The organism is Symbiopectobacterium purcellii (genome assembly GCF_052050035.1).
GTDB classification, from domain to species: domain Bacteria; phylum Pseudomonadota; class Gammaproteobacteria; order Enterobacterales; family Enterobacteriaceae; genus Symbiopectobacterium; species Symbiopectobacterium purcellii_A.
This window is the reverse complement of sequence record NZ_CP189882.1, coordinates 2,644,556-2,656,653: the sequence shown is the minus strand read 5'-3', so window position 1 is coordinate 2,656,653 and position 12,098 is coordinate 2,644,556. Positions and strand designations below refer to the sequence as shown.

The 12,098-nt window shown below is 49.2% G+C and carries 14 protein-coding genes and 5 pseudogenes; 12 read left to right on the top strand and 7 right to left on the bottom strand.

Annotated features, from left to right (window positions below):
- Window positions 1–21: 21 nt before the first annotated feature.
- The 3 genes from ftsL to mraZ are packed head-to-tail and all read right to left on the bottom strand — an operon-like array spanning window position 22 to window position 1,757.
- A complete protein-coding gene (gene ftsL / locus ACQGXV_RS18610; RefSeq protein ID WP_222158201.1) occupies window positions 22–342 on the bottom strand; it encodes a cell division protein FtsL in 321 nt (106 codons plus the stop codon).
- Entirely contained in the window at window positions 339–1,280 is a 942-nt protein-coding gene (gene rsmH, locus ACQGXV_RS18605; protein ID WP_440867163.1) for a 16S rRNA (cytosine(1402)-N(4))-methyltransferase RsmH, read from the bottom strand. Before rsmH ends, ftsL begins: the two co-directional genes overlap by 4 nt.
- 18 nt (window positions 1,281–1,298) lie before the next feature.
- A complete protein-coding gene (gene mraZ, locus ACQGXV_RS18600; protein WP_440867162.1) occupies window positions 1,299–1,757 on the bottom strand; it encodes a division/cell wall cluster transcriptional repressor MraZ in 459 nt (152 codons plus the stop codon).
- 330 nt (window positions 1,758–2,087) lie between these two features.
- Between mraZ and ACQGXV_RS18595 the strand changes: the two are divergent.
- Window positions 2,088–2,760, top strand: a pseudogene (locus ACQGXV_RS18595) (IS5 family transposase).
- A 707-nt stretch (window positions 2,761–3,467) separates the two neighbouring features.
- A complete protein-coding gene (locus tag ACQGXV_RS18590; protein ID WP_440867161.1) occupies window positions 3,468–3,908 on the top strand; it encodes an L-alanine exporter AlaE in 441 nt (146 codons plus the stop codon).
- Window positions 3,909–4,000: 92 nt separating this feature from the next.
- Here ACQGXV_RS18590 and cra read toward each other — a convergent pair whose 3' ends face one another.
- Window positions 4,001–5,005, bottom strand: a complete 1,005-nt coding sequence (cra, locus tag ACQGXV_RS18585) for a catabolite repressor/activator (RefSeq protein WP_440867160.1) — start codon at window positions 5,003–5,005, stop codon at window positions 4,001–4,003.
- Window positions 5,006–5,055: 50 nt separating this feature from the next.
- The gene (locus ACQGXV_RS18580) at window positions 5,056–5,268 is read right to left on the bottom strand and encodes a hypothetical protein (protein WP_440867159.1); all 213 of its coding nucleotides are present in this window, start codon (window positions 5,266–5,268) and stop codon (window positions 5,056–5,058) included.
- Between ACQGXV_RS18580 and ACQGXV_RS18575 the strand changes: the two genes are divergently transcribed.
- Window positions 5,267–5,551 (top strand): helix-turn-helix domain-containing protein, encoded by a 285-nt coding sequence (locus tag ACQGXV_RS18575; protein ID WP_440867158.1) that lies wholly within the window; start codon window positions 5,267–5,269, stop codon window positions 5,549–5,551. The two genes, ACQGXV_RS18580 and ACQGXV_RS18575, sit on opposite strands and share 2 nt — an antisense overlap.
- 50 nt (window positions 5,552–5,601) lie before the next feature.
- On the opposite strand, the gene ACQGXV_RS18570 is transcribed toward ACQGXV_RS18575, so the two are convergent.
- Complete coding sequence (locus tag ACQGXV_RS18570; protein ID WP_440867157.1) at window positions 5,602–6,501, bottom strand: transposase family protein; 900 nt, start codon at window positions 6,499–6,501, stop codon at window positions 5,602–5,604.
- A gap of 57 nt (window positions 6,502–6,558) precedes the next feature.
- Here ACQGXV_RS18570 and ACQGXV_RS18565 point away from each other — a divergent pair, with 57 nt between their 5' ends.
- Complete coding sequence (locus ACQGXV_RS18565; RefSeq protein ID WP_440867156.1) at window positions 6,559–6,753, top strand: hypothetical protein; 195 nt, start codon at window positions 6,559–6,561, stop codon at window positions 6,751–6,753.
- A gap of 174 nt (window positions 6,754–6,927) precedes the next feature.
- A pseudogene (locus tag ACQGXV_RS18560) lies at window positions 6,928–7,647 on the top strand (IS3 family transposase); the annotation flags it as partial.
- 72 nt (window positions 7,648–7,719) lie between these two features.
- Here the strand turns inward: ACQGXV_RS18560 and istA are convergent.
- Window positions 7,720–8,986, bottom strand: a pseudogene (gene istA / locus ACQGXV_RS18555) (IS21 family transposase).
- Window positions 8,987–9,088: 102 nt separating this feature from the next.
- Here istA and ACQGXV_RS18550 point away from each other — a divergent pair.
- The 7 genes and pseudogenes from ACQGXV_RS18550 to folA all read left to right on the top strand — a co-directional run.
- A pseudogene (locus ACQGXV_RS18550) lies at window positions 9,089–9,502 on the top strand (threonine/serine exporter family protein); the annotation flags it as partial.
- Window positions 9,503–9,620: 118 nt separating this feature from the next.
- Window positions 9,621–9,752 carry a hypothetical protein gene (locus ACQGXV_RS18545; protein ID WP_440864734.1) on the top strand — a complete coding sequence of 44 codons (132 nt, stop codon included), beginning with the start codon at window positions 9,621–9,623 and terminating at the stop codon, window positions 9,750–9,752.
- Window positions 9,753–9,900: 148 nt separating this feature from the next.
- Complete coding sequence (locus ACQGXV_RS18540) at window positions 9,901–10,140, top strand: transposase (RefSeq protein ID WP_440864735.1); 240 nt, start codon at window positions 9,901–9,903, stop codon at window positions 10,138–10,140.
- A 32-nt stretch (window positions 10,141–10,172) separates the two neighbouring features.
- Window positions 10,173–10,994, top strand: a complete 822-nt coding sequence (locus ACQGXV_RS18535) for an IS630 family transposase (RefSeq protein WP_440867155.1) — start codon at window positions 10,173–10,175, stop codon at window positions 10,992–10,994.
- A complete protein-coding gene (locus ACQGXV_RS18530; RefSeq protein WP_440867871.1) occupies window positions 10,955–11,206 on the top strand; it encodes a hypothetical protein in 252 nt (83 codons plus the stop codon). Before ACQGXV_RS18535 ends, ACQGXV_RS18530 begins: the two co-directional genes overlap by 40 nt.
- A pseudogene (locus ACQGXV_RS18525) lies at window positions 11,116–11,472 on the top strand (threonine/serine exporter family protein); the annotation flags it as partial. The gene ACQGXV_RS18530 and the pseudogene ACQGXV_RS18525, both read left to right, overlap by 91 nt.
- A 108-nt stretch (window positions 11,473–11,580) precedes the next feature.
- On the top strand, window positions 11,581–12,060 hold the full coding sequence (gene folA / locus ACQGXV_RS18520) for a type 3 dihydrofolate reductase (protein ID WP_440867503.1): 480 nt from the start codon (window positions 11,581–11,583) through the stop codon (window positions 12,058–12,060).
- Window positions 12,061–12,098 lie beyond the last annotated feature (38 nt).

The following is a 12,098-nucleotide window of genomic DNA, read 5'->3' as shown; positions in this document are numbered from 1 at the left end:
TGTTCTCATGCTCAACCAGACTCACTGTTTGACTACGATATTTTCCTGCGCCGGGTCCACGTGCCCCATGTGCAGCTTTTCCGTTGCAATACGCTCTACCCGACTGTGATCGCCCAAGGCGTTCTCTTCCAGAATCAGGTTGCGCCATTCGATATCCAACGCATCACGCTCCAACAACAACTGCTCGCGCTGGGCGGTCAGCAAGCGCGTCTTGTGTGCGGTCGTCACCACCAGCACCGCAGAGACCAACGCACCGATCAGCAACAGCAGTGGCAATTTGCCGTGACGAAGGATGTCCTGGCCGATAATACCCGCCAGGCTGTGCCGCTCGTTGCTTATCATTCCGCTAGCCGTTCCGCGATACGTAACACGGAGCTACGCGCTCTCGGGTTTTCTGCCACTTCGGCTTCCGGCGGCATCATCTTGCCCACCGTTTTCAGCGTTTGACCGCCTTGCGCACGCAGTTGCGCTTCGGTTAACGGTATCCCGGCGGGCACCTGTGGCCCACGGCTGTGATGGCGCATAAAGCGCTTCACAATACGATCTTCCAGCGAATGAAAACTGATGATCGACAAACGTCCCTGTGGGGCGAGTGCCGTCAGCGCGCCGTTTAACGCCTGCTCGATCTCATCCAGTTCACTGTTGATATAGATACGGATCGCCTGAAAGCTGCGGGTTGCCGGGTGTTTATGCCGCTCTTTCATCGGGCTGGCCGCCGCAATCAGCGATGCCAACTCGCGCGTGCGCGTCATCGGTTCTGTGCTATTGCGTTCCACAATGGCGCGAGCAATGCGCTTGGCAAATCTTTCTTCGCCAAAGGTTTTCAACACCCAGGCAATGTCGTCGACCTCTGCCGTTTGCAACCATTGCGCTGCTGACTGCCCACGCGTCGGGTCCATACGCATGTCCAGCGGGCCATCGCGCATAAAAGAAAAACCGCGTTCAGGATCGTCCAATTGTGGCGAAGAGACACCCAAATCGAGCAGCACGCCGTCGATACGTCCGGTTAACCCCAGGGTCTCCACGTAACTGGCCAGCGCGGAAAACGGTCCGTGAACAATAGAAAAGCGCGAATCCTGAATCGCCTCAGCGGCTGCAATCGCTTGAGGATCGCGATCGATAGCCACAAGACGCCCTTCCGGTCCAAGACGGGAAAGCATCAGCCGCGAATGACCACCACGGCCAAACGTGCCATCGATGTATGTGCCATCAGCGCGGATATTGAGGCCATTAACCGCTTCGTCCAACAGCACAGTGGTATGATTATAATTTTCTGGCATGTATTTCTTTCAGCATGACTACAGTGATAAATCCTGCAATCTCTCGGACAACGGAGCGTCAGAGGATTGCTCAGCGTCAATATCGTCCTTGACTTGTTGATACCAGGCCTGTTCATCCCACAGTTCAAACTTGTTGAACTGACCGACCAGCATCACTTCTTTCGTCAGGCTCGCATGTTGCCGTAGCGTACTGGCAATCAGCAGACGACCGGCATTGTCCATCTGACACTCACTGGCATAACCCAACAGCAACCGCTGCACGCGGCGCTCTGCGGGATTAATGCTCGACAGACGTGACAACTTTTGTTCAATGATTTCCCACTCAGACAGAGGGTAAAGCAGCAGACAGGGCTGATGGAGGTCAATGGTGCAAACCATCTGACCTTGCGATGTCTCTGACAGCGTTTCCCGATAACGGGTAGGAACGGCGAGCCGACCTTTACTGTCGAGGTTAATCAGCGTAGCCCCACGAAACATGCTCGAATTACCCCTTCATGACTCTTTTCACCACTTTATCCCACAAATTCCCACATTGATGAGTTTACGGAGGGTATGAAAACCTTGTCAAGCCAGAGCGGACGCGCTTTGGAATTATTTCTGCCTCAAGACGAACATGAATGGCATAAAATGGAATAACAGAAGGAAATTAAGGGAGATTAACGCCATGAAAATTTGAGGAAAAATTATTTCTGGATAAACAATCAGAAAGAAAAAGTAATAATTTCTCATTTTTACTTAAATTTACCATTAGAACCCATCCCAAAAGGAATTGTCAGTTAATAAGTAATGGCAATTTCTGAGGGAAGTATGGCAAGCAATAAGTGGCAGATCAGCGATGAACTCTGGGGGGAAATGGTTCCGTTGCTCCCGGAACACAAAACCCACCATCCGCTGGGTACGCATCGCAGGCGGGTTGATAATCGTGCCGCAATGAACGCCATTCTCTTTGTGCTCAGAACGGGTTGCTGGCCTGCGAGCAGCTGGATGCTATCGACTGGTCATTGCTGTCGATGGATGGTTGTATGACGAAGTCACCGCTGGCAGGCTCAAAAAAACAGGACGGAATCCCACAGACCGGGGGAAACAGGGTGTAAAGCGTAGCCTGATGACCGATGCGAACGGGCTTCCCCTCTCTCTGGTTGTCTCAGGGGCAAATACCCACGACATAAAGCTGGTTGCTGATACTCTCGACGCCCTTCAGACGGGCAGACGCGGCAGAAAGCTCCGCCTCTGTCTGGACAAAGGCTATGAAGCCGGATGGCTGGAGGCCTGTCTGAAAAGTCGTCGTTACGAACCTCATATCCAGTCAAGGAAAGAGGAGTCGGAAGCCATCAAAAACACGGATTTTAAAGCTCACCGCTGGGTAGTGGAGAGAACGCACAGCTGGATGAATCGCTTTCGTCGGGTTCTGACTCGCTGGGAGAAGAAAGTCGAAAATTATGAGGCGATGCTGCATTTTACCTGCGGCATCATTGTCTAGAATAAAATCCTATTGGGATAAGTTCTTAATCATAAAACGCTTGTGAAATCGTCGCCGTATTCCTCCTCCATCACCCGCTCCCGGCGCTTGTCCGCAGCACGCTCCGGACCGATACCGGTCACATTTTTACCCAATAATACCGTTCATCTCATTCCACGCTTACAACAATCTCTGGCCGCTATTCTAATTTCTTTTAGGCAATGATGCTGCCAATTTTTCTTTATTTAAGGTTACGAATAACAATTGAGGTCTTTTACCGTTAACCACTAAGTTCGCCGGTTAATTATTATATTATAAGAGTATTCCTAAAACCCACGTGTTCCGCACTGTTATTTGGGTTGAAAGGGGACTTTTTGCCCACCGAAAAATAGTTGCCAAGCGCAAAAACACAACCAATTGTTTATAAACATAATTTTTCTGACTACCGCGCTTAATAAACCGCCATGCCACCTTTCATCTATAAAGTATAGCCAAGCGACATTATTTTGATAACAGCCAGCTATGCTTCTTTGCCGCATATCAGGGCATAGGATGTAATCATTTTTAAGTCGGTTGGCTATAGCGCCCATAAGAAAAAAGCATAAAAAAAATAAAAATTTATCGCTACTTACAACTTCAACATCCAGTGAAGTACACTACACACATAAAATACACCAACATAATTAACTGCATTTCACCTAATTAACTGTATAACGGAGTCTCTCTGCATGTTCTCCCCTGAATCCCGATTGCGTAGTGCGGTAGCGGACACAGTTGCTATGGTAATCTACTGTTTTATAACGGGTATGCTAATTGAGATCTTGCTGTCTGGCATGAGATTCCAGCAGTCGCTCTCTTCGCGACTGTTATCGATCCCCGTTAATATTGTTATTGCTTGGCCTTACGGCCTGTACCGCGATCGTATCCTGCGTCTGTCTCAGCGCTACGTAACGCACGGTACCTGGGTAAAAAATCTGGCAGACCTGTTTGCCTACGTCAGCTTTCAATCGCCGGTGTATGTTGCCATCCTGTGGTTTATTGGTGCCAACCCGCAGCAGATCGTCGCAGCGGTAACCAGCAATGTATTGATATCTATGGTAATGGGTGTCGCTTACGGTTATTTTCTTGATTACTGCCGCCGTCTGTTTCGCGTCGCCGTACCGGGCTGATGTTCAGGCCGACACCGCAACTATCGCTAAATACCGGCAACAAAAAAGCCATCCTGATACCGGATGGCTTTTTTATTAGGAATAATCCCAAATCAACGACGACTGAGTGAACCGCGCCGATAGAGACTGCGCCGAATACGCGTCAAACCAGCCTTGGGCTTCTTAGGTTCATCCAGGCTTGCCAGCACCAACTCCAGCACCCGCTCAGCCACTTCGCAATGCCGCTGTGCCACGGAAAGCACCGGACACTCGAGAAAATCGAGCAGTTCGTTGTCACCAAAGGTGGCAATCGCCAAATTGTTCGGCAGCCGTCCGCTCTGCTTCAGGGTAATATCAATCACCCCTTGAAACAACGGAAACGAGGTGGTGAATAGCGCCTGCGGCATCGGGTGATGCTGCAAATACTCTTCAAACGCCGTCGCCGCCGCTGAGCGTTCGTAGCTGTTGGCATAGAGGAAATTCACCTGACGCGGATCCTCTGCCCATGCCATACGAAACCCCTGTTCGCGCAGGAAACTCACCGAAAGCTCCGGCAGCGCGCCGAGATAGAGCACCGATTCCGCCGGGATCTTGCGCAGTTCCTGCGCCAGCATTTCTGCATCCTCACAATCGGCACCCACTACGCTGGTGAAGTGTTCGCGATCCAATGCGCGGTCCAGCGCGATAATCGGCAAGCTATCCCCCGCCCAACGCTGGTAGAACGGATGCTCCGGAGGCAGCGCCGTCGACACGATAATGGCATCGACCTGACGTTGCAGCAGATGCTCAATGCAACGCATCTCGTTATCCGGCAGATCTTCAGAACAGGCAATCAGCAGTTGATAACCGCGCTGACGCGCCTGACGCTCCAGATAATTGGCAATTTTGGTGTAGCTGGTGTTTTCCAGATCCGGAATCACCAGCCCGATAGAACGGGTACGCCCAGCGCGTAATCCAGCAGCCACAGCATTGGGATGATAATTATGCTCACGTACCACCGACATCACTTTTTCTACGGTTTTATCACTGACGCGGTATTGTTTGGCCTTGCCATTGATAACGTAGCTGGCGGTAGTGCGTGAAACGCCCGCAAGGCGCGCGATTTCATCCAGTTTCACGTTAGCCCCTTTAAATAAGCTGGAAAATAAAAAATAAGGATGTCCATATTTTAAGCATGGATATCGTATAGATCTAACCGCAGAAGCTGGTAATCAGCAACCGCTTTATTGTTGTTCAGGGCGATAGAGAGAAAAATAAAAGGCCCGCCGATACGACGAGCCTCTTTATCATGCCCCATTCCCACTCGAAACGCAACAAAGTGACCCACTTGCCAGAGTCGGATAAAATCACCGTTCTGGCCATACTGGAGAGCCTGTTGCATGCAGGGAAAACATCTGACTCACAAAGAACGGTTCTACATCGAAAAGCGGCGTGGTGAAGGTGTCAACCAAGCTACCATCGCCAGAGAGCTTGCTCTGCCTCGCTCGACCATCAGCAGGGAACTCAGACGCAATACCGACCCTACTTTCAATGGTGTCTACTGCTGTAGAAGGGCGGACACTCTGGCCCGGGAACGCCGTCATAAGCCTCTGCCAAACAATGCTTTTTACCAGTTGGAACCACACATTCAGAACTTCATCAGGCAGGCGCTTTCCACTCACTAAGCGTGTTGCTTAATAGTGAAATAAGGGTGTTTCGGTGATTGAAGTAAATTTTACGCTGTTCTGAGATGGAAATTCCAAAGACCGGCGCTAAGGAGTAAGAAGGTATCATCAATAAAGGGTCTACGATTCCGTAAAATTTGGGTCATGCAACCGAGGCGCTTGATACCCGCGATGGCGTCTTCAACTGTAATACGGATGCCCGAGATTATTTTATTTTCTTGTTTTTGTTCAGGCGATAAAGGTCTTTTTCGAGTTCCTTTTTTTGGGATTTGTGTATTAGGATGCTGTTTATCTATACCTTGAAAACCGGTATCTGCCCAGATGGTTACCTCAGGAGGAATATGGCGAATTATATCGACTTTATCGAGTAAGCGTTTATCGTGACGGCGCCCATTTTTGCTCATGGGGATAAATCCAATTTGCCTTGTTTCGTCAGTCATAATAAGCCCTTTTCGAGTGGTCTGTCTTTTCTTTCCCGAATACATTTTTTTTCGCCGACGCAGATTCTTAGGCTTTTGGACAGGTCGCTCTGTCCCATCAATAAAGACGTCTTTAACTCCAGGAAAGGCGCGAAAAAATTCCTCAGCAGAGCGAATTTGACGAGCGGGCAAAACACATTCTCGCCCCAAGGTCATCTCTAAAACCGGCAATAATATTTTTACCCAGCGACATACCCGTGTTCTATCTAAACCAAAAAGAAGTCCTTGCAAATGATAGGTCGGATAACATTTTAAATACAATAAAATAAAAAGCAGTTTATCTAATGGGGTTGGGATAAATCCTTTCTGCCCTGCACCCATCTGCCGCTCGTGATCTTTTCGATTCTTTTTCCGATAAATCAAATAACAAGCTGAAAATTCAGCGGCTAAATTTTTCAATTCTTCGACTGATAATCCAATGATTGCTTTACATAAACGATTATCTCGTAACAACCGCTCTTTGTTGATCATTTCAAACCTTTATTCTCTAAGTTAAACCTCTTTTTATTCTCAATAGCCTGACAAAAAATGCAAGTCTCTATTCAGCAACTAGTTTACTCTTCACCTGAAATCATCAGTGGCCGTTTGCACCTGGAATTCGGTATATCTGTCAGCAAGAATACGCTATATCGCTATATCCTGCAGGAGAGACAGGCTGGCGGGGAGCTATATCAGCAACTTCCTCATCGGGGAAAACGTTACAGGTACAATGGGCTTTGTTGAATAATTTAACGTTTTGATTTACAACTTCTTTAGGTGGGATGCATGTACAGAAAATGTATTTTGTTAGAGCGATAAATCAAATAGTTAGCACAATAAAAAGCATTACGGTAGTAAAATTTAGTCGTTAAAATTTTATAATACCCATTTAAATCAGTATTTTAAATTATTCAACAAAGCCGTGGCGGGTCTGCGGGCGCAAGGACTATCGCCACGATGGTTGCCAATACACACGACGTGAAACTTGGGCGGTGGTTAGCGGGTAAGTTGATGAAAGAATTAACCCTCGTTAGTTGCCAAACAAGAAAACATCAATACAACCGCGGTGGAAATGAACGTATTGATATTCCAAATCTGCTCAATAGGCAGTTCGCTGTTACCAAGCCTGACCAGGTTTGGTGCGGCGATGTAACCTATATTTGGACAGGCGACCGATGGGCGTATCTGGCGGTGGTATTAGATTTATTTGCCCGAAAACCCGTGGGTTGGGCAATGTCGTTTTCGCCAGATTCAGAATTAACAGCCAAAGCACTACAAATGGCTTGGGAACTGCGTGGGCATCCCAAACAAGTCATGTTTCATAGTGACCAAGGAAGCCATTACACCAGTCGTCAGTATAGGCAGGCATTGTGGCGTTATCAGATGACCCAAAGTATGAGTCGCAGAGGAAATCGTTGGGATAATAGTCCGATGGAGCGATTCTTCCGTAGTCTGAAGACTGAATGGGTGCCAACGACTGGCTACCAAAGCTTTAGTACTGCTCAATCATCCATTATTCGCTACATAACCCATTATTATAGCGATGTCAGACCTCACTGGTATAACGGTGGGTTAACACCAAATGAATCAGAACGGCTGTTCCATCAACAGTCAGGTAGGGTGGCCAAATTTAGTTGACCACTACACTTTCTACCTGGTACCCCAGATGCTCCATTTTCAGACGGCCCAGCAGCGTCTCCAGTTCATGCATCACAGCAGCTCCTCATAAGCACTCAGCGGACGGTGTTCTACCATGCTCACCTGTTGCCACAGCGGTGCATGGTGCTCCGGAACGGTCTGCCACCCGGTACCACGGTTTTTCAGGCGATGAGTGGCCACAAGCTGCTCATTGCCGTAGATCCTCAGCTCATCATCCAGCGTGATCCGGATTGAGACCGGGCGGCCACACCAGGCCTCCGGCACGGAGTAACGATTACCCCGCACCTCGATATAGCCTTCCCAGGCCACATGACGGATGTCGAAGTAGCTGGTATCGAAGTCCGTTGCCGGCAACGCCTGCAGGTGCCCTTTTTCTTCCTCGAAGCGGGTCGCCGGCGTTTGCCGGAACTGGCGCAGCTCGCGCTGGTCCGCGACCTCGGCAAGCCACTGCTCCAGCAACTGGTTATAGCCAACCGACTTAAAAATGATTACATCCTATGCCCTGATATGCGGCAAAGAAGCATAGCTGGCTGTTATCAAAATAATGTCGCTTGGCTATAACGTGCGCGAAGCTGTCGAACTGCGTGTAACGGACAAAGAAGTTGTATTTGAGGTAGTCGACCATGCGTTCAACCTTGCCCTTGGTTCGCGCGCGGCGGGGGCGACACGCCCGGGGCTGGAAGTCATAGTGCTGCGCCAGTTGCAGGAAGCCTGCGTTGAACACCACATTGCCGTTGTGATTTTTCAGCACGGCCGCTTTCTGATTATCGACCAGCACGGTTTTCACGCCGCCACCGAAGTAACGGAAGGCCCGCACCAGAGACTCATAGGTGTGCTCCGCATCCTGGCTCGGTGCCGCAAAGACGTGGAGGCGACGCGAGTAACCCAGCGTGTTCACGGCGAAGTTGATTTTGCAGCGTTCACCAGACACCTACGCCTCGATTTCTCCCCAGTCATGCTGTAACTGGTAACCTGGCTGGGTTTCGAAGCGCACGGTCTTTTTACCCGGCCACATTTTACGTTTGGGCTGGATGTAAGCCCGAAGCGTGGAGCGTCCGCCGGGATAGCCCATCTTTCTGATTTCATGGAATATCACTTCGGCGTTCCAGACGTTTTCGGTCAGACGCATATCGATGTACTCCATGAAAGGGCGGAGTTTTTCCATTCGCAGCCGGGCCTTACGCGCCGGCGGAGATGGATAACGCAGATACCGTCTGACGGTGCGCTCGGAACAACCGATTTGGGTGGCAATATCGACAATGTAAGCCCCCTGATGGCGCATTTGCTTTATCATGAAAAAGTCCTCTCTGCTCAGCATGTTGATATCCTTTTCGGTGTAGGAACCATCAGGAAACAACATGTTGGGTGGAGCGGACAAATCAAATGGTGAATTAGGGACTTATATCACTGGCGCTGACAAGTGACCATTGTCGCGCTCTCGTGCGGTTGCTTCAGTAAGCTCAACGGCGGTGGTTGGGATGCCTTTGTGGTCACCATGCTTGCCAGCGGTGTCGCCATGTATGTGCGTCAGGTATTGACCTCGCGCCATCTCAATCCCTTGATCAACTTCTGTATTACCGCCTTTGTCGCCACGTCGGTATCCGGGCTGTTGCTGCGTGTTCCCGCCTTTCATCAAACCTCGACGGTGGCGATGGCGGCCAGTGTGCTGCTGCTGGTGCCCGGTTTTCCGCTGATTAACGCGGTAGCGGATATGTTTAAAGGGCATGTGAATACCGGGCTGGCGCGCTGGGCGGTTGCCAGCCTGCTAACGCTGGCAACCTGTATTGGCGTCGTGGCTGCAATGGCAATATGGGGGTTACGCACATGGGCTTAACGCTGCTGTGGGGGCTCTTGCAAGATATCTTGCTAGCGGCAGTGCCTGCGCTGGGCTTTGCTATGATGTTCAATGTATAGCCAACCGACTTAAAAATGATTACATCCTATGCCCTGATATGCGGCAAAGAAGCATAGCTGGCTGTTATCAAAATAATGTCGCTTGGCTATATCACCTGTGCAAACGTGGTGTTAAACGCTTTGACGATGCGTACAGCCGGAAAAGCGTTAGCAATCTCTTCCTCGGCTGACGTGCTGTGACCAAGCGTCAGGCTCATGTAATCAGCAGACAGCGGGTTAGTAATATCAATCACCACTTTGCCGCTGATATCCCCCAGCGAAGAGTGTAGTGGTTGAATAATCAGGACACTAAACTTACATCCAAAACGGAGGTGTTTAGTGAACCATAAACGACAATTTACCCCTGAGTTTAAAAAGGAAGCCGTTGCCCTGGTAACAGAGCAGGGCTATACGATAGCCAGGGCAGCAGCATCGCTGGGCATAAGCAACAAAACCCTGCATACATGGGTCTCGCTGGCACGCGAGCAGAGCAACGGCGTACTCAGCGATGATGAACGTGCAGAGTTAAAACGGTTACAAAAGGAAAACAAAGAGTTACGTACAGAGAAGGAGATATAGCTAAACGACTTAATTTTGATTACATTATTTAAATGAGCTATTCAATTGATTTTAGACGTAAAGTGATATCTACACGGAAAAACGAAGGGTTGAGTATCCGAGAAACAGCGAAGCAATTTCGGATTGGCCCTGCCTCTGTATCGCGTTGGATTAATCAAATAGAGTCAAAAGCATCGACCACGCGTCAGCGAAAGATCGATAAATCCGAGTTGATAAAAGATGTTGAACAATATCCAGATGCTTACCAAAAAGAACGTGCAGAGCGTTTTGGCGTTTGTCAGAAGGCCATTTGGCAAGCGCTTAAAAAGCTGGGATTGACCTATAAAAAAAACTCTACGTCATCCGAAAGCCGACGAAAACGCCCGGCAGGGATTTCAACAAAAAAACAACAGTATGAAAAAGAAGGTAAACCTATTGTTTTTATTGATGAAAGTGGTTTTTCACACGATACCCCACGGACTCACGGCTATTCCCCAAAAGGTCAACGGTGTTTTGGCCTGAAGAACTGGGGAGCTAGGGGAAGAACAAATGTTATCGGCGCTTTATTAGGCACAACGCTGTTTGCTATCGGATTATTTGATATCAATATTAACAGCGATGTTTTCTATGCCTGGGTCACACAAGTCCTTATCCCAGTACTCCCTAAAAACAGTGTAATCATGATGGACAATGCCACTTTTCACAAAAAACATAATATTCAACAAGTCATCATCGATGCAGGGTATATGGTGGAGTATTTGCCTACATATTCGCCAGATCTTAACCCAATTGAGCATAAATGGGCACAAGCAAAAAGCAAAAAAAGAGAGATGGGTTGCGATACAGAGAGTTTGTTCTCAGTCCATATGGTGTAATCAAAATTAAGTCGCTTGGCTATATAGCCAACCGACTTAAAAATGATTACATCCTATGCCCTGATATGCGGCAAAGAAGCATAGCTGGCTGTTATCAAAATAATGTCGCTTGGCTATACCACTGCTGGGCGGGATGGGTCACGGCGTGCGTTTCCTGTGCGTGCAAATGGGCATGCCCATCGAATGGTGATCGTTTCTGGCGGCCATATTGAGCGGTGTCATTGGGATTCGCTGGTCGCGCTGGCTGTTGGCGCACCCGAAAGTGTTTACCGTTGCAGCGGTGATTCCGATGTTCCCCGGTATCTCAGCGTATACGGCGATGATCTCGTTGGTGGAGCTTTCCCATCAGGGATACAGCGAAGCGTTGATGCGCGTGCTGATCACGCATTTCCTCAAGGCCTCTTTTATTGTCGGCGAGCTGTCGATAGGGTTGTCTCTGCCGGGGATTTGGTTGTATCGCAAATGTCCGGGCGTGTAGCGGCATTAAGATTTTGCTTATTTTGTCCATCAGAAAATCGCCGTATCGACGTACCCATCACCTTTCCGTATAGTGTCTGCAATTTTTGAGCTATAGGGCTTTACCATGGTGATTAGTTTGATTGCAGCACTGGCGGTGGATCGTGTTATCGGCATGGAAAACGCCATGCCGTGGCATTTGCCGGCGGATCTGGCGTGGTTTAAGCGCCAGACGTTAAATAAGCCCATTATTATGGGACGTAACGCGTTTCGCTCTATCGGCCAGCCATTGCCGGGGAGAAAAAATATTGTTGTCAGCAGCCGCGCTGGCGACGATGAGCGTGTGACCTGGGTGTCTACCTTAGCGGCGGCGCTGGAAGCTGCTTCAGACGCGGAAGAGGTGATGGTCATCGGTGGCGGCAGTATTTATCAGCAAATGCTGCCCCATGCTTCCCGTATGTATCTGACGCACATTGATGCTGAAGTAGAAGGGGATACCCATTTCCCTGAGTACGAGCCGGATGCGTGGTCATCGGTATTCAGCGAGTTTCATGATGCGGATGAAAAGAATTCGCACAGCTACTGCTTTGAGATTCTCGAACGACGTTAACCGAATAGGTGTACGCGCGGCACAGTCAGGTCGCGCGT

What these genes read in the sequence shown, in the direction of transcription:
- ftsL (WP_222158201.1), bottom strand. Translation starts at nt 342, where the DNA reads ATGATAAGCAACGAGCGGCACAGCCTGGCGGGTATTATCGGCCAGGAC.
- rsmH (WP_440867163.1), bottom strand. Translation starts at nt 1,280, where the DNA reads ATGCCAGAAAATTATAATCATACCACTGTGCTGTTGGACGAAGCGGTT.
- mraZ (WP_440867162.1), bottom strand. Translation starts at nt 1,757, where the DNA reads ATGTTTCGTGGGGCTACGCTGATTAACCTCGACAGTAAAGGTCGGCTC.
- ACQGXV_RS18590 (WP_440867161.1), top strand. Translation starts at nt 3,468, where the DNA reads ATGTTCTCCCCTGAATCCCGATTGCGTAGTGCGGTAGCGGACACAGTT.
- ACQGXV_RS18575 (WP_440867158.1), top strand. Translation starts at nt 5,267, where the DNA reads ATGCAGGGAAAACATCTGACTCACAAAGAACGGTTCTACATCGAAAAG.
- ACQGXV_RS18580 (WP_440867159.1), bottom strand. Translation starts at nt 5,268, where the DNA reads ATGCAACAGGCTCTCCAGTATGGCCAGAACGGTGATTTTATCCGACTC.
- ACQGXV_RS18570 (WP_440867157.1), bottom strand. Translation starts at nt 6,501, where the DNA reads ATGATCAACAAAGAGCGGTTGTTACGAGATAATCGTTTATGTAAAGCA.
- ACQGXV_RS18565 (WP_440867156.1), top strand. Translation starts at nt 6,559, where the DNA reads ATGCAAGTCTCTATTCAGCAACTAGTTTACTCTTCACCTGAAATCATC.
- ACQGXV_RS18545 (WP_440864734.1), top strand. Translation starts at nt 9,621, where the DNA reads ATGCGGCAAAGAAGCATAGCTGGCTGTTATCAAAATAATGTCGCTTGG.
- ACQGXV_RS18535 (WP_440867155.1), top strand. Translation starts at nt 10,173, where the DNA reads ATGAGCTATTCAATTGATTTTAGACGTAAAGTGATATCTACACGGAAA.